Consider the following 23,837-nt stretch of genomic DNA (forward strand, 5'->3'; position numbering starts at 1 on the left):
CCACCGATCAGAGCTGGGCCCGGGCCTCGCCCGGGCTCAGCTTCGCGCCCTCGGCGACCAGCGCGTCGAAGTGCTCCCGCCCCAGGGCGGCCAGCACGCGTCCGGCCACCCGGTCAATGTCGTCGCGTTCCGCCGGGGCGGCCGGGGCCTGTGCGGCGACCCGGGCGGCGGCCGCCGTGCCCAGCAGCCGGGCGGCGACCTCCGGGGAGCGCACCGCCGCCGCCATCCCCTCCAGGGGGTTGATCGCGTCCCGTGGGGTCGCCATCGCCTCCGCGGCGTCGAACGCCTCGATGTGCAGGGCCAACGCGGCATCCGGGTCGCCGCCCTGCTCGACCGCGTAGCCCAGCTCGACCAGGATCATCGGCAGGTAGAGCGCGGGCTGTGTCTCGCCGCGGCCCTGTTCGGCGAGGTGGGTGAGGTGGGCGACGGCCACGTCGAGCTTGCCGTCGCGGCGGGCGGCCATACCGAGGCTCATCTCCGCGAAGACCAGCGCACTGGGGGCGCCCTGCTCCACCGCCAGGCCGTAGGCGCGCTCGGCCAGCTCCCGGCCCTGCGCGTAGTCGCGGGTCTGCACGGCGAGCCAGGCCAGCCACGACAGTTTGCTGCAGACCTGCGGCCACAGCGCCAGCTCCTCGGCCCAGCGCAGCCCCTCCTGGTGCAGGGCGGCGGCGCGCTCGTGTTCACCGCGCATGTCGGCCAGCCCACCCACCCACTCGGTCGCCCGAAGCCGGCCCCACCGGTCGCCGATGTCGGCGAACAGCGCGGCGCTGCGCGTCGCGGTGCGCTCCAGGGTGGCCTGGTCACCGTTGGCGTGTGCGATGTGGGCCAGGGAGGTGAGCACCGCGGCTTCGGTCCACGGGTCGACGACGGCGGTGGGCAGCAGCTCCGACGCCAGGGCCAGGTCGCCGTGCTCGATCACCGCGTTGGCCGCGAACCAGGCGGCGTGGCCGTCCGGGGCGGCGGCCACCGCGGCGCGTACGTCGTCGGGTGCGACCGCCTCGCCCTGCGACAGGGCGAAGCCGATCCGCCAGGGGGCCGCGCGGGTCTCCTGCTCCGGATCACCGGGCACGGCCAGGGCTCGCCGTGCCTCGGTGAGCCGGCCGCGCAGGTGCCAGTACCAGCTCAGGGCGACCGCCAAGCGCAACCCGCCACCGTGCGACAGGGCCGATCGCAGGTTTGCCGTCTCGGCGTCCAGTTGTGCCAGCCACCGATGCTGGTCTGCCCCGCGCAGCCCGGGGTCGGCGCGTTCGGCCAGCTCGGTGTAGTAGGCGGCGTGCCGTGTGCGTACGTCGTCGGCGTCGGTCAGGCGGTCCAGGCAGAACGCGGCGACCGATTCGAGCAGCCGGTAGCGCGGCCCGGCGCCGGAGTCGTCGAGCACCACCAGCGACCGGTCCACCAGCCGAGCGAGGGTGTCCAGGTCGGTGCGGCAGACGTGCTCGGCGGCCTCCGGGGTGCAGCCGTCCCGGAACACCGCCAGTCGGGCGAGCACTGCCCGGTCGGTCTCGTCCAGCAGGTCCCAACTCCAGCCGATCACCGCGGTCAGCGTGCGCTGCCGGGCTGGCACGTCCCGTTGTGAGGTGGTGAGCAGCCGGAACCGGTCGTCGAGGCGGTCCACCACTCCCCGCAGGCCCAGGGCGCGAACCCGGGTCGCGGCCAGTTCCAACGCCAGCGGCAGGCCGTCGAGGCGGCGGCAGAGCTGGGCCACCGCGGGTGCGGTCCGCGCGTCGAGGCGGAAACCGCGCTGCTGCGCGGCGGCGCGGGCGGCGAACAACCGGGCCGCCGCCGAGCGCCGGACCGCGTCCAGGTCACCGTCGTCCGGCACGGGCAGTGGGGGTACCTGCCAGAGCAGTTCACCGGTCAGCCCGAGCGGCTCCCTGCTGGTGGCCAGCACGCTCACCCCGGGCGCATCCCGCAGCAGCCGGGCGACCAGCTCGGCGACCGGCTCGATCACGTGTTCGCAGTTGTCCAGCACGAGCAGCAGATGCCGGTGCCGCAGGGCCGTGACCACCCGGTCGGCGGGGGACAGACTCGTGCCGGCAGCCTCGTAGGTGCCCAGTGCGCCGAGCACCTGCTCGGCGACGCGTGCGTCGCCGGTCGGCAGCGGGGCCAACTCGACCAGCTGAACGCCGTCCGGAAAGGACTGCGTACGGGCCGTCTCGGTGGCCAGCCGGGTCTTGCCGACGCCACCCGGCCCGACCAGCGTGACCAGCCGCTGCCGGGGCAGCAGCGCCCGCAGCTCGGCCAGCGCCTCAGCTCGCCCGACCAGCTCGTCGAGCTGTGCCGGCAGGCCGTTGCGGATGATCGCGCCCTTGGGCGACGCGCTGAGGCCGGCGTCCTGTTCGAGGATCCTGCGCTGCAGGGCGACCAGCTCCGGGCCGGGGTCGAGGCCCAGCTCATCGGCGAGCCGGTCACGCAGGTCGGCGTAGCTGTCCAGCGCCTCGGACTGGCGGCCTGCCGCGTACAGCGCGCGGAGCTGCACTGCCCGCAGCCCTTCGCGCAGCGGATGCCGGGCGACCAGTTCGGCCAGGTCGGCGGCGACCAGATCGTGCTCACCCCGGGCCAGCCGTGCCTCGGCCAGCCGTTCGTGCACGGCAAGGCGCTGCTCGCCGAGGCGGGTCGCCTCCGCCCGGACGAACTCGGCGTCAGCCACGTCGGCGTACGTCTCGCCGCGCCACAACGCGAGGGCCTCGGTCAGTCGCTCGACGTCGGTGCAGCGGGCCAGTTCGGCGAACCGGTCGGCGTCGACCGCGTCGGCCCGCAGCAGGTAGCCGGGTGGCCGCGACTCGACCAGCTCGCGGGCGCCGGACTCGGCGTCGTTGAGTGCCTTGCGCAACTGGGACACCCGCACCTGCAGGGCGCCGGCGGGGTTGGCGGGGGAGTCCTCACCCCACAGATCGTCGATGAGGCGGTCAGCCGAGACCACCTGGTTGCGGTTGGTCAGCAGGTCGGCCAGCAACGCCCGTACCTTCGTGCCGGGCACCACCACCGGCTCGCCGGCGTCCGTGGTGACGGCGAGCGGCCCGAGCACCCCGAACTGCACGGCGGTCATCCTAGCGGCGCGGCGGTGACCTGAAGTCGACCGTGAGCGCGCCGAGGCACCGGCTGGCTGGCTCCGATCGACGAGGTCCTGGACGGCCGACCGTCCATTCCCGCCCGCCGGCCGTGAAGTTCGCCGTCCCCGGTCATAGCGTGCGGCCGATTTACCAGGTAGAAACATGCCAACCCCTTCGACCGGCCCCAACCACCGGTCGGAGGGATCAGAGAGCGCTCTCACGCCCCAGCTGTGCCGGGAGCACGATCCGGCCCGGAGAGGACTAACCGCATGACAACCCAGCCCCGACAGGTGCGCCGGCGATCCGGCCGCACCCTCATTCTCGCTCTGGTGCTGACCACCGCCGTCACGATGACCAGCACCGCCGCCAGCGCCGGTCGGCCGACGCATGGGGCCCCGGACTTCGGACCCAACGTCACGATCTTCGACCCGGGCATGCCGATCAGCGAGATCCAGCAGACCCTCGACGCGGCGCACGCCCGGCAGGTCGACAACGAGATGGGCACCGAGCGGCACGCCTACCTGTTCAAGCCGGGCACGTACGGCACGGCCGAGCAGCCGTTGCAGGCCAAGGTCGGCTACTACACCGAGGTGTCCGGTCTGGGCGCCTCGCCCACCGACGTCAGCGTCAACGGCAAGCTCGAGGTCTACAACCGCTGCCTGGCCGACGGCGGGACCGGCAACTGCATCGCGCTGGTCAACTTCTGGCGCACCCTGTCCAACCTCTCGCTCACCATCAACGCGGCAGGCCAGGACGGCTGTCGGTCGACGGCGAACTTCTGGGCGGTGTCCCAGGCGGTGTCGATGCGCCGGCTGAACATCAACGGCGGCGGCCTGTCGCTGATGGACTACTGCACCGCCGGCCCCCAGTTCGCCAGCGGCGGCTTCATCGCCGACTCCCGGCTGCCGGCCACCACCAACGGATCCCAGCAGCAGTGGCTGACCCGCAACAGCGAGGTCGCGGGCTGGTCCAACGCCGTGTGGAACCAGGTGTTCGCGGGGGTCGAGGGCGCGCCGGACGACGCCACCTTCCCCGACCCGCCGTACACCACCCTGGAGACCACCCCGCTGAGCCGGGAGAAGCCGTACCTGTACGTCGACGGCAAGGGCCGCTACAACGTGCGGGTGCCCGCGGCGCAACGTGACAGCCGGGGCGTCTCCTGGGCCGACGGCATGACGCCGGGGCGGACCATCGGGATCGGCGACTTCTTCATCGCGAAGCCGTCCGACTCGGTGCGCGTCATCAACAGCCAACTCGCGCGAGGCAAGCACCTGCTGCTCACCCCCGGCACGTACGACATCGCGCGCAGCATCGAGATCCGCCGCCCCAACACGGTGGTGCTCGGCATCGGGCACGCCACTCTCACCGCGGTGAACGGCGCCATCCCGCTGGACGTCGCCGGTGTCCCCGGCGTGGTCGTCGCCGGCGTCACGATCGACGCCGGCACCGTCGAGTCGCCGGTCCTGCTGCGGGTGGGGCGGCAGCACGGGCACAACGCCAGCAGCGCGGCCAACCCGACCACTCTGTCCGACGTGTACTTCCGGGTCGGCGGCCCGCACATCGGCCGGACGAACACCGCGCTGGAGGTCAACAGCGACAACGTGCTCATCGACCACACCTGGGTGTGGCGCGGCGACCACGGCGTCGAGGGCTTCACCGAGGGCGTCAACGGTGACACCGACCGCTGGCGCACCAACACCGGTCGCTACGGCGCCGTCATCAACGGCGACCACGTGACCGCCACCGGCCTGTTCGTCGAGCACTTCCAGCGCTACAACACGGTCTGGAACGGCGAGCACGGCACCACGATCCTCTACCAGAACGAGTTGCCGTACGACCCGCCGACGCAGGCCGACTGGATGAACGGCAAGGTCGAGGGCTGGGCCGGCTACAAGGTGGGCGACCGGGTGCGCCACCACACCCTGTACGGCGGCGGTGTCTACGTCTTCAACCAGAACAACCCGTCCATCCACACGGAGAACGGCTTCGAGGTCCCGAACAGGCCGGGCGTGAAGCTGCACCACATCATGACCGTCAACCTCAGCGCCGGCACGATCGACCACGTGGTCAACGGCGTCGGCGACGCGGCTGACATGACCAAGGTCGGGGTGCCGGTCTACCTCACGCAGTACCCGACTCCGTAGCGATCTCGGGCGTACCGACGGGGCCGGAGCCACAAGGCTCCGGCCCCGTCCGGTTTCGTCAAGGTCGACGCCCACACCCATCTTTTCGGCAGCTTGACAATTTATTCCATTGATTAGTCGAACTCTTGCGAGTCGGCATTCGCTGCTGCCACGATGACCGTCAATGCCTTCCGTCCCGAAGGAGTGGTCGTCATGGCGGTCTCCCGCCGCAGGTTCGTCACATCGGTGCTGGCGGGGTCCGCCCTCGCCGCCACCTCCACCACCGAGCTGCTCACCACCGTGGCCAGCCCCGCACACGCCGCCAGTCCCCCTGGGGACGTGGTCGGCAAGGTGACGGTCGGCTACCAGGGCTGGTTCAGCGCCCCCGGCGACGGGGCTCCGATCGGCGGGTGGTGGCACTGGGGCCGCGACCGGTTCCAGCCGCCCTCACCGGCCAACACCACAATCGTGTCCTGGCCGGACATGCGCGAGTACACGCGCACCTATCCCACCGCGTACCCCAACCTGGGCAACGGCTCGCCGGCCACCCTCTTCTCCTCCTACGACCAGCAGACGGTGGACACCCACTTCCGGTGGATGCAGGAGTACGGCTGCGACACCGCCGCGCTGCAACGGTTCAACCCGATGGGCGACGAGGGCCCGACCCGCGACGCGATGGCACAGAAGGTGCGCTCCGCCGCCGAGCGTTACAACCGCAAGTTCTACATCATGTACGACGTCACCGACTGGCTGACCTTCCAGTCGGAGATCAAGACCGACTGGAACACGAAGATGGCGGCGCACACCGCGTCCTCCGCGTACGCCCGGCAGAACGGCAAACCGGTCGTCTGCATCTGGGGTTTCGGCTTCAGCGAGCCGAGCCGGCCCTTCACCCCCGGGCCCTGCCTGGAGGTCATCAACTGGTTCAAGGCCCAGGGCTGTTACGTCATCGGTGGCGTGCCCACCTGGTGGCGGCAGGGCATCGAGGACTCCCGCCCCGGCTTCCTCGACGTCTACCACGCGTTCAACGCGATCTCGCCGTGGATGGTCTACCGGGCCAGGACCGTGGAGGAGCTGGACTCCTACTACAACAACGTCAACGTCGGTGACATGGCCGACTGCGCGGCACGCGGCATCGACTACCTGCCCTGCATAATGCCTGGCGACCTCGCCGGAGGGCACCGCAAGCACGGCGACTTCTACTGGCGGCACATCTACAACATGGTCCGGCTCGGCTCCCAGGGCCTGTACGTGTCCATGTACGACGAGTACAACGAGGGCAACCAGATCGCCAAGACGTCCGAGACCCAGGCCACCACCCCGGCCGGCGCGAACATCCGTGCGTTGGACGAGGACGGTGTCGCCTGCTCCTCCGACTACTACCTGCGGATCACCGCCGACGGCGGCCGGATGCTCAAGGGGCAGCTCGCCCTCACCGCCGTACGCCCGACGCCACCGACGGTTGGCACCCCGCCCCCGACCGGCGGCAACCTGGCCGCCGGTCGACCCACCTCGGCGAGCAGCCAGGGCGGCGGGTTCCCGTCGGGCAACGCGGTGGACTCGAACGTCGGCAGCTACTGGGAGAGCGCCAACGGCGCGTTCCCCCAGTGGTGGCAGGTCGACCTCGGCGCCAGCCACCAGATCAACCGACTCGTGCTGCGGGTCCCCGCCGGCTGGGGCGCGCGTACCCAGACGATCACCGTGCAGGGCAGCGTCGACGGCGGCAGCTTCAACACCATCAGCCCGGCCGCCGGATTCGCCTTCGACCCGGCCACCGGCAACACCATCACCCGCACGCTGCCGACCACCACGGCCCGCTACGTCCGCCTCAGCATCGGCGGCAACACCGGCTGGCCGGCCGCGCAACTCGCCCAGGTCGAGGTGTACGCCGGGACCACCGCACCGGACAACCCGCCGACCGCCCCGAGCGGCCTCACGGTGACCGGCAGGACGTCGACCAGCGTGTCCCTGTCCTGGACGGCCTCCACCGACGACACCGGAGTGACCGGTTACCAGGTACGCCAGGGCGGCACAGTGGTCGCCACCGTCACGGGCACCACGGCGACCGTGAGCGGGCTCAGCCCGTCCACCGCGTACACCTTCACGGTCACCGCCCGCGACGCCGCCGGCAACACCTCCAGCGCGTCCAACGCGGTCACCGCCACCACGGACGCCCCGGCCACCGCGGACCTCGCCCGGGGTCGGCCCACCAGCGAGAGCAGCCACGTCCAGAGCTACGCATCGGGCAACGCGGTCGACGGTGACCCGAACAGCTACTGGGAGAGCGCCAACAGCGCGTTCCCGCAGTGGGTCCAGGTCGACCTTGGTGCCTCGCGCACGGTCGGACGGGTGGTGCTGAAGCTGCCTCCGTCATCGGCCTGGGGGAGTCGGACGCAGACCCTATCCGTGCAGGGCAGCGTCGACGGGGGCAGCTTCAGCACGCTGGTCGGATCGGCACAGCGGACCTTCGACCCGGCGACCGGCAACCAGGTGACGCTCACGTTCACCGCCGCGCAGGCCCGCTACGTGCGGATCACCGTCACCGGCAACACCGGCTGGCCGGCTGGGCAGTTGTCGACCCTGGAGGTCTACGCCAGCTGACCGAGCGTGGGGCGGCCGCCGGACGCCGACCGGCGGCCACCCATAGCGACGGAGGCGCAACCCGCGCCTCGCCAAGGTCCACGTCATCCTGGCCCTGATCTCCCGGCGTGCGGGTGGTTGACACCGCCTCGCTGGACCCCTGGGATAGAAGGCGAACCTCGTAGCGCAAGGAGGAGTGCCATGCCTCATATCCCTGACCGCGTCATCCTTAGGGCATGGCGTCAGAGCGGCGAGTCTGGCCGCATCCACTACGTTGCCGCCAAGGCCGGCGGCGGGGAGCGGCGCCTCTACGTGGACGAAAGCAGCGCCCTGTACACCGTCCTTGAGGGTCACCTTCTCGCCCAGAGCTACACCGGACCTGCGAGCGGTAAGCCTGAGGAGTGAGCAAAGACGCCGGACTTCCCCCGGACATGTTGACCCAACCGCTGATCTTAGGCTCGTCGATGTCGATGTCGATGTCGATGTCGATGGGTCCGCTCGCCTCGCCCATGAATACGGCCCTGCCCGTCTCGTGCCCGATACGGCGGTCAACACCGGACAACGCCCCCGTACGTCGATGGCGTCAACTCCGACGTTCCGTGTTGCTCAGCCAGCCAGTACGGCCTCCCGACGTGTAGATCAATCCGATTTCTAAACTAAGAGTGCGCGACCGCCCCGCCAGGACCAGGATTCCGGCGGGTGGTAAAACGGGGCGTGGAGATCGCGCAGCTCAGCCAGGCGTTGGACGACATCTTCGACGGCGCGATCGTGTACCACGGGTACACCGACTACATTCGCGACTACGAAGTCATCGTCTACGTCACCACAGACCCGCGTACCGGCATCCCGCCCGTCCACCTCCGCTACCTCTTCAAGTACTGCGTCGCCGCCGAGGTGCAAACGGCGGTGAGTCCCGATACCTGGCGTTGCTCACTCGACGAGCGACTGACCGACAGGGAGACCGGTCCTGAGCTGGACGGCTTCGTGTGGGCAGTGCGCTGGCAGCCGCTCTATCCAGGTGCGAAGGTAGTGGCCGACTCCGAACGTGCGCGGTCGTGGGCCGACAAGATCGGCATTCCCTTTCACGAGGTCCGGTTCGCGACGAACGCTCACGCCATCACTCTCGTCTTCAGCGACCTTGACGTGACGGAGGTGGGGGAGGGTTACGCGCCCTTCACCGTCACCCAGGATGACTGACGAAGGATCTTGCAACCCGGGTGGGTGACGAACTTGGTGACGATCGGGACGGACGCCAAGCCGTAGCCGAGGATCGCTGCGACCTCGGCCGGGGAGTGCCACTTCGAAATGATCGGGACCAGGCTCCAAGGTGGTAGCGACGGCTGGTGGGGTGACGGTTGCGCCGGTCACGATGCGGGGCGGTTCCTGAATTTGCCCTGCCGGGGTGAACCTCGGGAGGGGCTGTAGGTCAAGATCGTGGTCATGAGCGCCTCTGACGTTGTAGCGGTCGACCTCACCTCGGACGAGCGATTCCTGTTGCGCCGCGGGCTTGGTGAGTGGGGCGGACCCGCGAGTCCAACGGATGATCTCGCCCGGGCTATGGGTTTCGACAACAAGGAGGACCTGTGGCAAGGCGAGGGACGCAGACTGCGGGAGGTGCTGGATTCCGGAGGGCCGCTGACGAGTTCGCAGTGGCGAAAGGCGCTGCTGTCCCTTGAGATCGTCTTCGCAAGCGACGTACTCGGTTCTGGCTGCGACTGGTCGATCACCACTGGCATCTCCGATGAGGAGACGATCAAGCTCCTGCGGGTGGTGCAGCGGAAGCTGGCTCGCGCAATATGGATCGCTTAGACGCGGGTCAGTCACCTTGCAGGTCGGCTGGCTACGAGGGGCTGATCGCCGTTGAGCTGGCGCGGGTGCTGGTGGCGGCGCAACGGGGTGACGCCGCCGAGGCGCTACGAAGGCACTCGACAGTGGTGCGGCGGGAGGGGTGGCGGCGACTACCGGCCGAGTATCGGGGTGCGTACCTGGTCGACGTCGCTCGGGCGTACCTCCAGGTAGGTGATCTGCGTGGGGCGGCCCGCGCGCTGGTTGACGCGGACAGTGTCGCGCCGGCTGAGGTTCGGTGTCGGCCGTTGGCGCGTACCGTGATCGCCGACGTTGCGCGCGCTCAGCCGGCGCCGGCCGGCGTGGCGCGGCTGGCCACGTTGGTCGGCCTCACCCGCTGACCGGCGGCTGATGGGAGAGCCGGCGGTGTACGTCGTCGGCTGGGCGGATGGTGCGGATCGGGCGGGGCACCGGCCCACGCCGCCTCCACTCGCGTGGATAGCCGAGGGAGACCTCCTCGAAACGCACCCCGTCGTGGAATGTGGTGCGGGGGATGTGCAGGTGTCCGTACACCACGGTGGCCGCACCGAAACGCAGGTGCCAGTCGCTGGTGCGCACGGTGCCGCACCACTGGGCGAACAGCGGGTACCGCAGGACGTCGGTGGGTGCCCGCACCAGCGGGTAGTGGTTGACCAGCACGGTCGGCAGCGCCGGATCGCGCTCGGCCAGCCGGCGTTCGGTCTCGGCCACCCGGGCCGCGCACCACGCCTCCCGGCTCGGGTGGGGGTCGGGGTGCAGCAGCGCCTCGTCCGTGCACACCACCCCGGCCGCGTACGCCAGGTCGAGCGACTCCTGCCGGGTGCGCGCCTCCGGGACCCGGAACGTGTAGTCGTAGAGCACGAAGAGCGGGGCGATCAGGGCGGGCCCGCCGTCGCCGTCCCACACCGGGTACGGATCCTCCGGGGTGACGACCCCCAACCGCCGGCACAGCCGGACCAGCTCGCGGTAGCGCTCCTCGCCGCGCAACGTGACCGGGTCGCCGGGTGGCGTCCACAGCTCGTGGTTGCCCGGCGCCCAGACGACGCGTGCGAACCGACTGCTCAGCAGCCCGAGCGCCCACTCGATGTCGGCGAACCGGTCGGCGACATCCCCGGCGACGAGCAGCCAGTCGCCGTCGTTGTCCGGGTGTAGCTCCTGGACGAACGCGCGGTTCTGTGGGTGCCCGACGTGCAGGTCGCTGACAGCCCGCAGTCGGGGCGGAAGGCTCACCACCCGAGGTTAGGCCGTCCCGGCCCGATTAGGACACCCCTGTCCCGCCAGCGGGCACGGTCAGCAGAACCAGCCGTCCTGCACCCAGCCGCGCCGGTTGATGTGCCCGTAGGCGAAGCCGTAGACGTAGCCGCCGCTGCGGGGACCCTCGACCAGGAACGTCTGACCCTGGTAGAGGGTGCCCATCCAGGCGCCGTTGGGCTGGGTGCGGACGAACAGATCACTTGCGCACACCGTCTCCCGTTGGCCGATCGTGCCGTTGGCGGCCCGGGCGGGGGCTGGCAGGGCGACTGTCGCGGCGACGATCCCGGCGAGCAGGCCGGCGATTGCCCGGGTGCGCCGTCGGGTCACCATGAGTCGTACCCGCCGATGCACTCGGCGCGCAGGTAGCCCCAGTCGTTGGGGCCGAAGTCGAACGAGGCCGCCCACCCGTTGTAGACCGGGTGCGCGCCCGGGGTGTGGCCGATCTTGTTGCCGTAGGTCAGAGTGCGTTTGAGGCCGGTAGGCCCGCGAGCGGAGTCGTAGTTCGCGTAGAAGCTGGCGCTCTGGCAGACCACGATGGCGTGCCGTGGCACCACCGGGTCGGCGTGGGCCGGCGTGGCGCCCAGCGCGACCGTGGCTGCTCCGATGGCCAACGCGGCGACCCTCGCGTGCATTCGTCGAGGCATGCCCACCTCCCGTACGCCGAAACTTTCTACCGGCGAGCGTACCGATGGGGTTGATAGATGTCGATGGGTGAGCTGGCCCCGGAGGTGCTTCCGGTGGTCCGCATATCCGTCGACCGGGCGGGAAAGCGCGCTGACGTCCGACAGCCCGAGACCGGAGCAGGAGACGACATGCCTTTCATCACCGTGGGAACGGAAAACTCCGCGCCCGTCGACCTGTACTACGAGGATCACGGTTCCGGTAAGCCGGTGGTGCTGATCCACGGTTTCCCGTTCAACGGCGCGACCTGGGAGAAGGAGACCACCGCGCTGCTCAACGCCGGATACCGGACGATCACCTACGACCGGCGCGGTAACGGCAACTCCGCCCAGCCGGCCTTCGGGTACGACTACAACACGTTCGCGGCCGACCTGGACGTGCTGATGACCGAGCTGGACCTGAACGAGGTGACCCTGATCGGTCACTCGATGGGCACCGGCGAGGTGGTCCGCTACCTGGCCAACTACGGCTCGCGACGGGTCAGCCGAGCCGTGCTGCTCAGCCCGCTGCAACCGATGCTGGCGAAGGCCAAGGACAACCCGGAGGGCGTCGACACGAGCCTGTTCAAGGGCTTCCAGGACGCCATCATCAAGGACCGCTTCGCCTACCTGACGTCGTTCTGCGACGCGTTCTTCAACCCGGATCAGAACATGGGCAAGCGGGTCAGCGAGGAGGCGTACCGGGCGCACTGGCAGATCGGCGCGATGGCCTCCGGTAAGGCCACCCACGACAGTGTGAACGCCTGGCAGGAAGACTTCCGCCCGGACCTGCCGAAGATCGACATCCCGGTGTTGATCGTGCAGGGTGACCAGGACCGGGTGCTGCCGTACCCGGTGACCGGTCAGCGGCTCGGGCCGATGATGCCAACCGGTCAGCTCATCACGCTCAAGGGCGCGCCCCACGGTATCCCGTGGACGCACGCCGACGAGGTCAACAAGGCGATCATGGACTTCATGAAGCAGCCGGCCAAGGCTCGCGCCTGACCCGGACCGGTAGCCGATCGGACACCAGCGTTGCGAGGACGCTGCGACACCCGGCCCTTCCTGGGCCGGGTGTCGTCGGCGGTCAGGGCCGGCGGGCCACGACCGCACCGTTGGCGCCGGGAGCGTCGAACGGCACCGTGCGGACGTCGACGAAGCCGGCGTCGGTGAGCCAGGCTGCGTACTCGGCGCCCGAGTAGTTCCGGCCGCCCTCGGTCTCCACCAGCATGTTCATGCCCATCAGCGCCGCCTCGGGCGGCCCGGTGCGCTCGTCGTTGAGCAGCAGCTCGCAGACGACGATCGCCCCACCGGGCGGCAACGCCGCGTGGCAGCGGGCCAGCAGCGCCCGGTTCGTCGGCTCGTCCCAGTCGTGCAGGATCATGCTCAGCAGGATGACGTCATGCCCGTCCGGCAACGCCGGGTCGGCGAGGAAGTCGCCGCCCACCGCGTCGATCCGCCCGGTCAGGCCGGCCTCCGCGATCCGCTCCTGTGCCCGGACGCAGACGTGCGGGAGGTCCAGGACGGTCGCCCGCAGATCGGGCAGGCGACGGCAGAGCTCGATCGGGAACGCGCCGGCCCCGCCGCCTACGTCGAGCAACCGGCGATGCGCGGAGAAGTCGTATGCGTCGGCCAAGGCGCTGGCGGTGAAGCTGGACGTGGAGTACATGGCGTCCCAGAACTGGGCCAGCATGTCCGGGTCGGCGGTGTCGAACATCGACTGCTGGGCCTGCGGGTCCCAGGTCAGCGGCCGGTCGGTGCGTAGAGCCTCGCCGATGCGGTGCCAGGGCAGGTAGGTGCGCAGGTCGGAGTAGCGGACCTGGGCCCCGAAGTAGTACGGGCTCCCCTCGACCAGGAACTGTTCGGCCAACTCGGAGTTGCGGTATCCGTCGCCGGCCTTCTCCAGCAGGCCGAGCGAGGCACTCGCGGCCAGCAGCAGGTCAGCGGGCCGGTCGGCCAGCCCGAACTCGACGGCGGCCTCCTCGACGGTCATCGTCCGCCCGCCGGCCAGCCGGGTGAACAGGCCGAGCTCGACGCCGACCGCGAGGGTCTTGAACCCCCACACGCCGGCCACCAGGCGCATGAGGGGAGTCGGGGTGATCATGGCGTCATGAGATCACACATACCGTCCATCCACTATGGCGCGTCGATGGACGGTCAGGCCCGGATCAGTGTCACCAGCCCGGCCGCGACCAGCACGCCGGCCCAGAGCCGATCGACGTTGAACCACGCCCGACGTAGCACCCCGACCCCGAGCACCTGGTAGACCAGCATCGCGATGGCCAGGGCCGTGCCGAGCATGGCCACGGTGTGCACCCCGGCCGCGGCGAGACCCGGCAGCGCACCCACCGGTGCGGCGGCCAGGTGCCCGGAGTGGCCCCCGGGCACCGGCTCGGCGACCAGCAGCGGCAGCAGCATCAGCCCCGCGCCGTGCGCCGACGACATGAGGAACGACCAGCCCGCGAGTTGCGCCGCGGACAGCCGCATCCCCGCCCAGCGGAAGTGCCGCTCGGAGAGCAGCCGCCACAGCCCGAAGGCGACCAGCAGCACCCCGCCGACCACCGCCAGGGCGCTGCTCGCCGTCACCGACCGGGTCGCGGTCACCAGTGCGGCGACGATCCCCACCGAGGCGAGATGCCCCGCCGCGATCGGCAGCAGCGAACGCAGCAGGACCGCCCGACTGCGCTCCTGCAGGCCGCGGGCCACCGCGAACAGCCAGCCCATCGCCGGGTTCAGGCCGTGGAACGCGCCGAGCGCGGCGAGCGTCGCCCAGGTCGTGACGGTCACGGAAAGCAGTACGAGTCGGAGGACGCGTCCCCGCCCTGCAGCCGGGTCTGGTGCACCCGCAGCCCCCGGAACTCGTCCCCGTGCGGGAAGAACCTCGAGTCCGGGGTGAGCCCGCCCGCGTCGACATCGACGTCGAGCTTGGCCAGCCAGGCGCCCACCCCGTCGGGGTAGAACTGGTCGTCCCAGGCGCCGTAGAGGGAGTTGCTGACGTAGACCCGCCGGCCGTCCCGGCTGACCTCCACCATCTGCGGTCCGCCGGCCAACGCCTCGTCGGGCGCGGACGGGTGTGCCGTGCGGCGGACGATCCCGCCGAGGTGCACCGAGCCCGTCTGCACGGGGTGCAGCGGGTCACTGACGTCGTACTGGCGTAGCTCCCCGGTGCCCCAGCAGGAGACGTAGAGGAACCGGTCGTCGACCGACAGGTCGATGTCGGTCACCAGCGGCGGCACCGCTCCGAACGGCTTGAGCAGGTCGGGCAGGTCCGCCGGGTCCGCCGGTTCGGCCGGGATGTCGATCACCTTGGTGACCGCCCAGGCATCACCGTCGCGGTGCCACAGCCAGACCGAGGCGGACAGGTCCTCGACGCTGATCACCACCCCGACGAACCCGTACGACTTCGTCGGGTCGTGCGCCGGGCGTAGCTCCAGCGGCATCTGGTACTGGTCGCCCAGGTCGACCCGCTGCACGTGTCGACGTTTCGCCAGGTCCCAGAAGTGGATGGCGTGGCCGTACCGCCGGCCCAGCAGCAACTCACCGATGATGCCGTCCTCGATCATCGACGGAGTGCCCCACTCGCTGGTCACCAGCACGTCCTGAGTGAGGTGCCACCACACGTCGTACGCCAGGAACTGTGGGCCCCGGTCGGCCTCCCACGCCCCGCGTACCTCGAAGGTGGTGTGGTCGAGGATGGCGATTCCTCCCGGGCCCTCCGCGCCGTCGGCGCCACCGAGGGCGGAGAGGTAGATGCCGTCCGGGCCACAGTGCACGGTGTGCGGACGGGAGTAACCGGCTCGCTTCGCCAGCTCCTCCGGCCCTATCACCTTGATGACCTGTGGCTGGCGCGGGTCGGGTTGGGTGTCGATGACGTGGATCCGCGACGAACGCAGACCCGGCACGATCAGGTACCGCCGCTCGACGTGCGGGTGTGGAGCGGTCGGGCAGAGTGCGCTGCTGCACGCGTTCCAACCGAAGTGGTGCAGCTCGTCGCCGAGGTGCGGCAGGTCGGTCCAACCGACGACTGTGCCGTAGTCGGGGGAGTCGGGGTCGGTGTCCAGCACCACGATGGCGTCCGGGCGGCTGGCCGTACGGTCGAAGGCCGCCACGTAGGCGAGCTTCTCCGCCGGCGCGGTCGCCGCCTCTCGGGGGGAGGGGTAGAAGGTGGGATCGGGAGTCCAGCGGGTCATCGGGTCTCCGCTCGTCAGGTGGTGGGAACGCCGAGTCGGTGGAGTAGGTGCCGGCGCAGCGCGCCGAAGGCCGGGTCGTCCGGCGTACGGGTGGGGGCCAGGTCGACGGGCAGGTCCGCGGCGATGCCGCCCAGCAGGGTCACCACCTCGCCTCGCGCGATGGTCAGGTCGACCCCGGCCGGCACGACCGTCGGCCCGAACGCCCGGCGCACCGCGTGGGCGGTCAACACCGGCGTCGCGCCGGTCAGGTGGCCCGCAGTCCGCGACGCCATGCCAACATCCTCCTCTCCAGCACGCGCAGCGCAAGGTCGGATATCAGCCGGATGGAACGTGGCGGTGAGGCGCTCGAAAACCAGTGGCGCAGCGCCGCCGCGTGCCCTTACGGTGCCGCCGAACCACGTCGTCTAGTCAAAGGTGTCCCGTTGTACACCCTGTGAGACCTCCCGAGCGCTGATTTGTCGCGCGTCGCGCCATGCGCGCCGCGCTCCTTTTGCTGCGGACTTCTCACTGAAACCGGTGTACTTCTGTGCTCAAAATCTGGGCGGTCGTGCCCACCTGCCTGCCACTCCTTCGCCGCCGTTGCCACGCGTGCGCATCCGAGCGCTTCCGGGCAAGCGGTAAATTTCGCGTCAACGCAAACCACAAGCTCATCGACGCCTGGCTCCTCGCGCTCTGTATCGCTTGCGGGGAAACCGCAAAGATCACGGTCCTGGAGCGGATGACTGTGCGCTCCATACGACCTGAGCTGCTGGACCGGTTGCATGACAACGACCCCGGCCTGACAGCTGAGCTGCTCCAGGATCCGGTCGTGCAGCACCGTAATCACATCGCCCTTGACTGGCGCAATGCCTGGCGCCTCGACACCGGCGGAACCGATCACCTGCACCGCGAGATGATCGACGTCTCGGTCCGCTTCGCGGCGCGGATCCCTGTCCGGCCGGTGCGACTGATCGCTGAAGGTTGCGGTCTTTCGCGGGCCGAGGTCGACAGACTGATCGCGGAGGGGAAACTCGTTTCGGCAGTCCGGCTCAGCGGCAAGCTTTCCAGCGACTTCACCTTCACGCTCAAGCGCTGAGCCTCCTCGGGACCACGGGTCTGTCCGGCATGATCCGCCGGGCAGGCCCTAGCCGCGGCGGCCGGCCGGACGACGGCTGAGCCGCCGCGCCGCGAGGCTCACCAGGGTGCTGCCGATCGCCATCCCGATCAGCACCAGCACCGCCCCGACAGCCCACAGCCCGCTGTCGTCACTGGACGCCGCCTGCCACGTCCAGGCCGCCGTGAAGGCCACCGCCATCACCGCCCCCACCAACCACGGGCTGAGTCGCGTACCGGCGAGGGCGGCCAGCAGCACGAGCGTCAGCACGCAACCGATCACCTGCCAGGGCTCGTAAGGGCCGCTGGTGTTGCCGGTCTCGGCATCGACCGTGTACTCGGTGTCCCAGCCCAGCCAGAGCAACCACACCCCGACCGTGGCAGCCGCCAGGAACAGAACACCGAGCAGTGCGCGCGTACCCCTCATCGCCGTCATCCGGTGATCATGCCCGGCGTGGCACCAGAAGCGGAATGAGCACCGGTACCCAGATGCGTACCTGACCACCCTCAGCGTCGCCAAGGTGATCGTTTTCGTGTCGGGACGTCGAACTGGGCACCGGTCCCGCCGCCACCCGGCGGCCCGGTCCGGCGACCTGGCCCGCAGGACCAGGTCCGGTTCGTAGAATCCCTGCCATGCCGCAGATCGTCGAGTTGTTGGCCTCGCCCGTGCACCGCTTCCTGGGCCGGCCCGCCGATGGTCCGGCGCCCGCCCCGCCCGGTGAGCTGGTCGAGATGGTCCAGATCCGGGCCGGCCTCGGCATCGTCGGCGACCGGTACTTCGGCCAGGAGGCGCACCGCGACGCCAGCGTCACGGTCATCGCCCGGGAGTCATTGCCGGTCGGCGTCGGCCTGGCGGAGGTCCGGCGCAACATCCTCACCACGGGGATCGCCGTGGACGAACTGATCGGCCGGGTGCTGGTCCTGGACTCCGGAGACGGGCCGGTCAGCCTGCGGGTCAACCGGGCGGCCCGGCCCTGCGCCTGGATGGACGTCACCGTCGGCCCGGGGGCGTGGAAGGCGCTGCGCACCACGGGTGGCATCCGCTGCACGCCCCTCAACGACGGCACCCTGCGCATCGGCCCGGTCGACGCCGTTGTGAGCTGAGGAGACGCCGAACGCGACCTCGCCGAGTTGCTGTCGCGGCTCGACCAGCGCAACACGACACCCGGCTGCCCGAGCAACCGGCCGGGTCGGCTCAGCTCAACGACCTGGTGGTGGCGGCACGGCTGGCGGATCCGCAGACAACCGGTGGGCCGGTCAGACCGGGCTGATGTGTGCCGCGATGACCCGCCAGCCGTGCAGGTCGTCGTGGACCCAGGTCCGGGTGTAGCGCAGGCGCGCGGCGACCGGTGCCCCCTCGAACACGCCAGCCACCCGGCCAAGGAAGAACGTCACTCCGGTCGACCCGACGACGAGCAGGTCAAGCTCCTCCTCGACCAACTCCTCCACCACCGACCGGCGGTCCCGGTACGCGGCCAGGTCATCCTGCTTGGTGTACGTACGGCCGTCCGGGCCGATGGCGATCAGCTGGTCGACGAGCAACTGGTCGAGGGCGGCGACGTCGCCGGCCCGCTGGGCGGCCTGCAGGGTGCGCTCGGCATCGAGCAGCTCTGCCTCGCGTGCGCTGTCCGGCATCGTGCCGTCCTCCCGATCGGGGCCAACCCGGTGTCACCGTCGGCCCGGGCTGTCCGCATTGTGGCAGCCAAGGTGGCCCGAGCGGGTGTGGATCGCCGCCCGGTTCACAGACTCAGGCGGATCCGTACGACGGTCCCATCGGGGCCGGTGAGCACGGCGACCTCGTCGCAGACCTGCTCCACGATTGCCAGCCCTCGACCCCGCAGCGCGTCAGCGGCCGGCATGCCCCGGCCGAACACCCGCGTCGGCCCATGGTCGACGACGTCGCAGAACAGCTGGCCCGGTTCGGCCCAGAGTCGGACCCGGCCGCCGTCGGTGGTGTGCTGCAAGGTGTTGGTGGCCAGCTCGCTGACCGCCAGCGTCAGCAGCTCCACGCGCTCGGGTGGCAAGCCCCGGGCCAGCGCCCCGGCGCTGACGAACGCGCGTAGCACTCGCACATCGGTCGCCACCTCGTACGCCATGGTGTCCGCGAGGCGGGCGGAGACGCGCTGCTCGGTCACGGTCTCCCGTCGCTCGGCTGGCATCAGCCCGCCGGTCGCGGGTCGCCGGTCATCGTCACCACGACCCGTCCGGGTGCCGCGGACGTGCGAGCCTCCAAGTGCGCCATCGGGCAGCAACAACCCTTCTCCTAGCGCCAGCTGGTTTCGCGACATCATGTCACCCGCCGGCCCCTTGGCTGTCTCGTCCGTTCGGGGGTCGATCAGCCCGGCCCTACGGACGGATGTCCAGGGCACCGATCAGGTCGTCGCGCAGTGTGAACCGGTACCGCAGTTCGACCGGGCTACCGGGAAAGTCGCCGGACACCCGGGTGAGGACCAGGTATGAGTCGCCCGCCTGCGGCGTGACACGTACCGGCTCGGACGTGTACGCGTAGGCATCCATCGTCTTCTGCCGCCAGGCGCGGATGGAGGCCCGTCCGTCGTACAGCCGGTCCTCGTCGGCAACGCTCGCGGTGTCCGAGAAGCAGGCGACGAAGGCATCCAGGTCCTGGTCGTTGATGGCCCGGAAGTACCGATCGATCACGTAGGGCAGGTCGACCGCCATCTGTTCCTCCTGCGGCACGGACCGCCGCCGGGCAGCGGCCGGGTTCCCGGTCCGACCTCACCGTACGAGAAGGGGACAGCGTGGCGCGGAGCAACCAACAGAACCATCGCGCTCCGGCTGCCGGGTTTGCTGCCGGTGGGCACGGGTAGCCACGCGTTTCCGGAACGAAGGGCGGGGGCATGGCCGAGCTGACGTTCGTCGACAAGGTTGCGGCGCGGGCGGGCGTCCCGCCGGAGCAGGCGCGCCCACTGACCGAGGCCGTTCTGCGGACTCTCACCGAGCGGCTCAGCGGCGGTGAGGCGGGCGCGTTGGCCCCCCACCTGGCCGACGAGCTGAGCCCGCTGCTGGTCAAGGCCGCCGAGCCGCCGGAAGCGTTCGGCTACGACGAGTTCCTGCGTCGGGTGGCCGACCGCGCCGGGATCGACCGGCCCACCGCCGAGCGGGGCATCCGGGCCGTCCTCCAGACGATGCACCGGGTGGTCGGGCATCGGGAGTTCGAGGACGCGCTGGCCCAACTCCCGGCGGATCTGCGGGCGTTGGCCCAGCCGCTGCCGCACGGCCCCTGACCGACAATTTCACCGGCGGACGCCCAGGCATCGATGACCGTTCGGTCCCTGGCGCGCCGTCGCGGCACCACGTCTACTGTGCGTTACCGATCGAACGCGCAGTGGTGGTGCCTGGTCGCGCCTACTCGCCGGGCCTCCGCCGCTCCGAGCCGAGGAGCGCCCCCTTGATGCCCATGGTGTCCCCGCGCACCCTGCTGACCGCTGCGGCGGCGACCGTCGTCGCGCTGACCACCCTTGCCCCCGCTCCCGCCGCCGCGTCCCCGCACACCTACCGGGTCATCGACCTCGGCACCCTGAGCGGGGGCGACGGCGCCGCGACGGCGATGAACGACCGCGGCGACATCGTCGGGTGGAGCACCGTCGCCAGCGGCGCCCGGCACGCCGTGCTCTGGCGCCACGGCGTCATCACCGACCTCGGCGTGCTGCCGGGCGACACGGATTCCACCGCCGTGGACGTCAACGAGTTCGGCGACGTGGCCATCACTTCCTTCGGCACGGATTACCTGACTCGTGCGGTGCTCTGGCGCGACGGCCACCTTCTCGACCTGGGCACCCTGGGCGGGGAGAACAGCGTGGCGATCGGCGTCAACGACCGGCGGCAGGTGCTCGGCACCAGCGAACCGGGTGGCGACATGCCGCACCGCTTCCTGTGGCGCAACGGCGTCTTCACCGACCTGGGTCGGGAGTACTTCTACGAGTTCACCAGCGACTTCAACAACTCAGGCGACGTCGTGGGCGGGTTCAACGTGCCACCGCAGGACTACCCGTGCACCTGCGTCGGCGGCCGGTTGCGCGACGGGGTGTTCACCCAGATCGGCGGCGAGGCCCTCGGGGTCAACAACCGGGGTCAGGTGGTGGGCTCGGCTGACGGACGGGCGTTCCGCTGGCAGAACGGGACGCTGACCGACCTGGGCACCCTCGGTGGAAGCTGGAGCCGAGCCACCGCCATCAACGACCGGGGCGTGGTGGTGGGCCTCAGCACCACCACCTCTCAGTGGCACCCGTTTCTCTGGCGCAACGGGGTGATGACCGACCTGACCACCCGGGGTGTGCTGGTGACGGACACGATCGAGGACATCAACATCCGGGGTCAGCTGGTCGGCGCCCGGGCGAATCGACCGGTGCTCTTCCGCTGAGCGACCGGGCGTGGCCTGACCAGCGGCCAGACCACGCCCCTCACCCACCGTCAGCCGGTTACCCCACTACTGACCACCCACTTCTGGTGGGCGCCGCCCGCGTACGTGCCGAGCTGGATCTGTGTGCCGTCCGCGGTGCTACCGCCTGCGGCCTCCAGGACCTTGCCGGACTGCGGATTGCGGATCGACCCATCGGCTTGCGGCTGCCATACCTGTGCGCCGGTGCCGTTGCAGGTCCAGAGCTGAACCTTCGTGCCGTTGGCGGTGCCGCCGTTGTCCACATCCAGGCACTTGCCCAGCACCCGGTACGTCTCGCCGACCCGGGTCCACAGTTGCGCTCCGGTGCCGTTGCAGTTCCAGAGCTGGATCTTCGTGCCGTCCGCGGTGCCGGCGTTGTCGACGTCCAGGCACTTGCCGCCCACCCCGGTGATGGTCCCTCCAGCCGGCGGTGGGGGACTGCCCGGGATCGAGTTGAGCGTGTACCACGCCTCGGTGCTCCACAGTGACTGGCCGCTGGTGGAGGTGAACGGGCGAGGCGAGCGCAGGTGGACGACCCGCCCGGCCTTGCGACCGGCCACCGCGAGGGTGACCTTCTTCCCGTCCGCCGAGAGGGTGGCCGAGGTGACGGTCAGCGTCTCCTCGTCGATCTTCGGGCCGCCGTAGCTTGCCGTCGCCTGGTACCGCCACTGCTTGATCTTGTAGTGCGCGGCCAGGTCGGCGGCGGTGTCGGTCGAGACGGGCTGGGTGTACTCCACCTCGAAGCCGGCCGTGGTGGCCCGCATGGCGAGCATCTCGAACGCGGTGGTGCTGTTCGGGGTGAGCTTCTGCAGGCCGTACGACAGCTTGCCGGTCTGGCCCCAGTTGCCGCCCGCGCCGAGCCCACCGACGTAGATGGCGCCGTCCGGGCCGAGGTTGACCTCGGAGACGCCCGCCTCCAGGCCCTGGGTGAGCCGGAACAGCGCGCCCTGGTACTCGCCGTTGACCTTCTCCACCGAGGCCCGTTGAAGGCCGCCGTACGTCACGTCGCCGATGACGAACTGGCCGGCGTATCGACCGCTGGTCAGGTACAGCGGCGTACTGGGCGAGTTGGCGATCTCGTTCTGTGGCATCCAGAGCACCGGCGGGGTGACCGGGTTGGTGTCGAACGGGCCGGCCGGGTTCGTGAAGTGGTTGAAGAACCGGCCCTGCTTGATGTGCACCAGCTTCGACGAGGGCAGCCAGCCGCCCTGGTTGTCGGTGACGAAGATGCCACCCTCCGGGCCCCATCCGATGCCGTGCGGGGTGCGCAAACCGCCGGCGACGTAGCTGACCGCGCCGGTGTCCTTGTTGACCTTGAGGGTGGTGCCCCGATTGGCGGCGGGCTGCGGGTTGGTGGTCGCGCCGCCGGAGTTGATCGACACCGACAGGTTCAGGTAGAAGAAGCCTCCCTGGTAGAGCAGGCCGAACGCGAACTCGTGGAAGTTCCCGCCGTACGGCCAGGTGGCGACCGTCTGGAGCTGGTCGGCCACCTCGTCGCCGGTCGTGTCCACCAGCCGGGTCAGCCGCTGCTTCTCCGAGACGTAGACGACCCCGTCGACGACCTTGAGCCCCATCGGCTCCTTGAGGCCGCCGGCGATCTTCTTGGTGGTCACGGTGCCCGGCCCGGTCGTGCCGCCGGTGTTGCTCATGATCCAGACCTCGCCGTCCTGCGAGGTGCCGGACTGGTCGCTGCCACCCCAGGTGGAGATGACCAGCCGGCCGTCGGTCAGCCAGTCCATGCCGGTGACCTTGGGCTGGAAGCCGGAGGGCCGCAGGTTGGTCAGCGTGTAGCCGGGGTGCACAGCGGTCAGCGGCAGGCCGTCACCGGGGGAGTCGGTGATCCCCAGGCACTCCTTGCGGCCCGGTGCGGTCACCCGGACCACGCCGGCGTCGGTGCTCAGCGCCGAGTTCGGCACGACCACGAAGGACGACGACCCGGGGGTCTTCCATTCCAGGGTGATCTGCTGCCCGCCGTCGCGCTCGAAGTGGTCGATGCGCAGGGGGTGCAGCCCGGCGGCGAGGGTGACGGTGCCCTCCTTCGGCGGGGTTGCGCCGTGCAGGCCGTCGTGGTTGATCACCACGGTGTTGCCGATCGACAGCTTGGATCCGTCGTCGCTGCTGAGCCGGAACGTGTAGCTGCCGGCCTGGGTGGTGGTGATGTTGCCGAGCACCTGCGAGACGAAGTTGTTGTCGAAGCCGAAGTCGGCGGTCGACGTCCAGTTGATCGTGGACATCAGCCTGTCCACGTTCGGGGTCTGTGCGGGCTTGAGGGTGCAGATCTCGGAGAGCGGCACCTGCACGTCGAAGACGCGCAGCGTGACACCCGGTTCCTGGGCGGGGGCTGCGGTAGCCGGGACGGCCCAGAGGCCGGCGGCGAGGACGAGTGTCAGCGCACCCAGGACAGGACTGCGGAGTCGGCGTAGCAGGCGTGTGCCCATCGTTCCTCCAGGAGAGAGCGGAGTGTCCGACGGCCTGTGGATCAGTGGTGGGGGTGGCCGCCGGCCCGGCTCCGAAACGTCCTCGACGCCGACGAGTGACGATGCGGAAACACCGGGTTGATGGGTCGAGACATTAAGGCGTTTCGATGGGACTGTCCATGGCTTCGCGTCGATACATCAAAAGTTCTCAATGTTCGTGCGAAAGTTCATGGCGGTACGCGAAGA

The 23,837-nt window shown here is 70.2% G+C and carries 24 protein-coding genes; 11 read left to right on the forward strand and 13 right to left on the reverse strand.

What is annotated here, in order from left to right:
• Positions 1 to 7: 7 nt before the first annotated feature.
• Positions 8 to 3,040, reverse strand: a complete 3,033-nt coding sequence (locus ABZT18_RS10585) for a BTAD domain-containing putative transcriptional regulator (protein WP_355251062.1) — start codon at positions 3,038 to 3,040, stop codon at positions 8 to 10.
• Positions 3,041 to 3,322: 282 nt separating this feature from the next.
• On the opposite strand from ABZT18_RS10585, the gene ABZT18_RS10590 reads away from it, so the two are divergent.
• From ABZT18_RS10590 to ABZT18_RS10615, 6 genes are all read left to right on the forward strand, one after another.
• Entirely contained in the window at positions 3,323 to 5,197 is a 1,875-nt protein-coding gene (locus ABZT18_RS10590) for an adenylyl cyclase (RefSeq protein WP_355251065.1), read from the forward strand.
• A 192-nt stretch (positions 5,198 to 5,389) separates the two neighbouring features.
• On the forward strand, positions 5,390 to 7,777 hold the full coding sequence (locus ABZT18_RS10595) for a discoidin domain-containing protein (protein WP_355251068.1): 2,388 nt from the start codon (positions 5,390 to 5,392) through the stop codon (positions 7,775 to 7,777).
• Between the two features lie 180 nt (positions 7,778 to 7,957).
• A complete protein-coding gene (locus tag ABZT18_RS10600) occupies positions 7,958 to 8,161 on the forward strand; it encodes a hypothetical protein (protein WP_355251071.1) in 204 nt (67 codons plus the stop codon).
• A 309-nt stretch (positions 8,162 to 8,470) separates the two neighbouring features.
• The gene (locus ABZT18_RS10605) at positions 8,471 to 8,953 is read left to right on the forward strand and encodes a hypothetical protein (protein ID WP_354994362.1); all 483 of its coding nucleotides are present in this window, start codon (positions 8,471 to 8,473) and stop codon (positions 8,951 to 8,953) included.
• Positions 8,954 to 9,196: 243 nt separating this feature from the next.
• Entirely contained in the window at positions 9,197 to 9,565 is a 369-nt protein-coding gene (locus ABZT18_RS10610; protein ID WP_354994361.1) for a hypothetical protein, read from the forward strand.
• Complete coding sequence (locus tag ABZT18_RS10615) at positions 9,553 to 9,942, forward strand: hypothetical protein (RefSeq protein WP_355251074.1); 390 nt, start codon at positions 9,553 to 9,555, stop codon at positions 9,940 to 9,942. The genes ABZT18_RS10610 and ABZT18_RS10615 overlap by 13 nt, the downstream gene beginning before the upstream one ends.
• Here the strand turns inward: ABZT18_RS10615 and ABZT18_RS10620 are convergent.
• The 3 genes from ABZT18_RS10620 to ABZT18_RS10630 are packed head-to-tail and all read right to left on the reverse strand — an operon-like array spanning position 9,932 to position 11,478.
• Positions 9,932 to 10,810, reverse strand: a complete 879-nt coding sequence (locus ABZT18_RS10620) for a metallophosphoesterase (protein ID WP_355251077.1) — start codon at positions 10,808 to 10,810, stop codon at positions 9,932 to 9,934. The two genes, ABZT18_RS10615 and ABZT18_RS10620, sit on opposite strands and share 11 nt — an antisense overlap.
• Before the next feature lie 60 nt (positions 10,811 to 10,870).
• Positions 10,871 to 11,164 (reverse strand): hypothetical protein, encoded by a 294-nt coding sequence (locus tag ABZT18_RS10625; RefSeq protein ID WP_355251080.1) that lies wholly within the window; start codon positions 11,162 to 11,164, stop codon positions 10,871 to 10,873.
• Positions 11,158 to 11,478: a hypothetical protein gene (locus tag ABZT18_RS10630; RefSeq protein ID WP_355251082.1), complete on the reverse strand. Its 321-nt coding sequence runs from the start codon at positions 11,476 to 11,478 to the stop codon at positions 11,158 to 11,160. Before ABZT18_RS10630 ends, ABZT18_RS10625 begins: the two co-directional genes overlap by 7 nt.
• Before the next feature lie 168 nt (positions 11,479 to 11,646).
• Between ABZT18_RS10630 and ABZT18_RS10635 the strand changes: the two genes are divergently transcribed.
• Entirely contained in the window at positions 11,647 to 12,498 is an 852-nt protein-coding gene (locus tag ABZT18_RS10635) for an alpha/beta hydrolase (protein ID WP_354994356.1), read from the forward strand.
• A gap of 82 nt (positions 12,499 to 12,580) precedes the next feature.
• Here the strand turns inward: ABZT18_RS10635 and ABZT18_RS10640 are convergent, their stop codons facing one another.
• From ABZT18_RS10640 to ABZT18_RS10655, 4 genes are read right to left on the reverse strand one after another with little or no spacing between them, the layout of a single operon-like run.
• Entirely contained in the window at positions 12,581 to 13,597 is a 1,017-nt protein-coding gene (locus tag ABZT18_RS10640; protein WP_355251084.1) for a methyltransferase, read from the reverse strand.
• 53 nt (positions 13,598 to 13,650) lie between these two features.
• Complete coding sequence (locus ABZT18_RS10645; protein WP_355251086.1) at positions 13,651 to 14,280, reverse strand: hypothetical protein; 630 nt, start codon at positions 14,278 to 14,280, stop codon at positions 13,651 to 13,653.
• Positions 14,277 to 15,683, reverse strand: coding sequence for a selenium-binding family protein (locus ABZT18_RS10650; RefSeq protein ID WP_355251089.1), 1,407 nt, complete (start codon positions 15,681 to 15,683; stop codon positions 14,277 to 14,279). The genes ABZT18_RS10645 and ABZT18_RS10650 overlap by 4 nt, the downstream gene beginning before the upstream one ends.
• 14 nt (positions 15,684 to 15,697) lie before the next feature.
• The gene (locus tag ABZT18_RS10655; protein ID WP_354994352.1) at positions 15,698 to 15,955 is read right to left on the reverse strand and encodes a hypothetical protein; all 258 of its coding nucleotides are present in this window, start codon (positions 15,953 to 15,955) and stop codon (positions 15,698 to 15,700) included.
• A gap of 254 nt (positions 15,956 to 16,209) precedes the next feature.
• Here ABZT18_RS10655 and ABZT18_RS10660 point away from each other — a divergent pair, with 254 nt between their 5' ends.
• Positions 16,210 to 16,758: a DUF1062 domain-containing protein gene (locus ABZT18_RS10660; RefSeq protein WP_354994351.1), complete on the forward strand. Its 549-nt coding sequence runs from the start codon at positions 16,210 to 16,212 to the stop codon at positions 16,756 to 16,758.
• A 48-nt stretch (positions 16,759 to 16,806) separates the two neighbouring features.
• Here the strand turns inward: ABZT18_RS10660 and ABZT18_RS10665 are convergent, their stop codons facing one another.
• Complete coding sequence (locus ABZT18_RS10665) at positions 16,807 to 17,211, reverse strand: hypothetical protein (protein WP_354994350.1); 405 nt, start codon at positions 17,209 to 17,211, stop codon at positions 16,807 to 16,809.
• A gap of 197 nt (positions 17,212 to 17,408) precedes the next feature.
• On the opposite strand from ABZT18_RS10665, the gene ABZT18_RS10670 reads away from it, so the two are divergent.
• Complete coding sequence (locus ABZT18_RS10670) at positions 17,409 to 17,879, forward strand: molybdenum cofactor biosysynthesis protein (RefSeq protein ID WP_354994349.1); 471 nt, start codon at positions 17,409 to 17,411, stop codon at positions 17,877 to 17,879.
• A 153-nt stretch (positions 17,880 to 18,032) separates the two neighbouring features.
• Here ABZT18_RS10670 and ABZT18_RS10675 read toward each other — a convergent pair whose 3' ends face one another.
• The 3 genes from ABZT18_RS10675 to ABZT18_RS10685 all read right to left on the reverse strand — a co-directional run bounded on the left by ABZT18_RS10675 (position 18,033) and on the right by ABZT18_RS10685 (position 19,454).
• Positions 18,033 to 18,410 carry a nuclear transport factor 2 family protein gene (locus ABZT18_RS10675; RefSeq protein ID WP_354994348.1) on the reverse strand — a complete coding sequence of 126 codons (378 nt, stop codon included), beginning with the start codon at positions 18,408 to 18,410 and terminating at the stop codon, positions 18,033 to 18,035.
• Positions 18,411 to 18,514: 104 nt separating this feature from the next.
• Positions 18,515 to 18,934: an ATP-binding protein gene (locus ABZT18_RS10680; RefSeq protein WP_354994347.1), complete on the reverse strand. Its 420-nt coding sequence runs from the start codon at positions 18,932 to 18,934 to the stop codon at positions 18,515 to 18,517.
• A 187-nt stretch (positions 18,935 to 19,121) separates the two neighbouring features.
• The gene (locus ABZT18_RS10685; protein WP_355251092.1) at positions 19,122 to 19,454 is read right to left on the reverse strand and encodes a nuclear transport factor 2 family protein; all 333 of its coding nucleotides are present in this window, start codon (positions 19,452 to 19,454) and stop codon (positions 19,122 to 19,124) included.
• A gap of 179 nt (positions 19,455 to 19,633) precedes the next feature.
• Between ABZT18_RS10685 and ABZT18_RS10690 the strand changes: the two genes are divergently transcribed.
• Both ABZT18_RS10690 and ABZT18_RS10695 read left to right on the forward strand, forming a co-directional pair.
• Positions 19,634 to 20,020: a DUF2267 domain-containing protein gene (locus ABZT18_RS10690; protein ID WP_354994345.1), complete on the forward strand. Its 387-nt coding sequence runs from the start codon at positions 19,634 to 19,636 to the stop codon at positions 20,018 to 20,020.
• Positions 20,021 to 20,187: 167 nt separating this feature from the next.
• Positions 20,188 to 21,156 (forward strand): hypothetical protein, encoded by a 969-nt coding sequence (locus ABZT18_RS10695; protein ID WP_355251095.1) that lies wholly within the window; start codon positions 20,188 to 20,190, stop codon positions 21,154 to 21,156.
• Between the two features lie 50 nt (positions 21,157 to 21,206).
• On the opposite strand, the gene ABZT18_RS10700 is transcribed toward ABZT18_RS10695, so the two are convergent.
• Positions 21,207 to 23,612, reverse strand: a complete 2,406-nt coding sequence (locus ABZT18_RS10700) for a ricin-type beta-trefoil lectin domain protein (RefSeq protein ID WP_355251098.1) — start codon at positions 23,610 to 23,612, stop codon at positions 21,207 to 21,209.
• Positions 23,613 to 23,837 lie beyond the last annotated feature (225 nt).

It is taken from the genome of Micromonospora sp. NPDC005291 (assembly GCF_040607415.1).
GTDB lineage: Bacteria > Actinomycetota > Actinomycetes > Mycobacteriales > Micromonosporaceae > Micromonospora.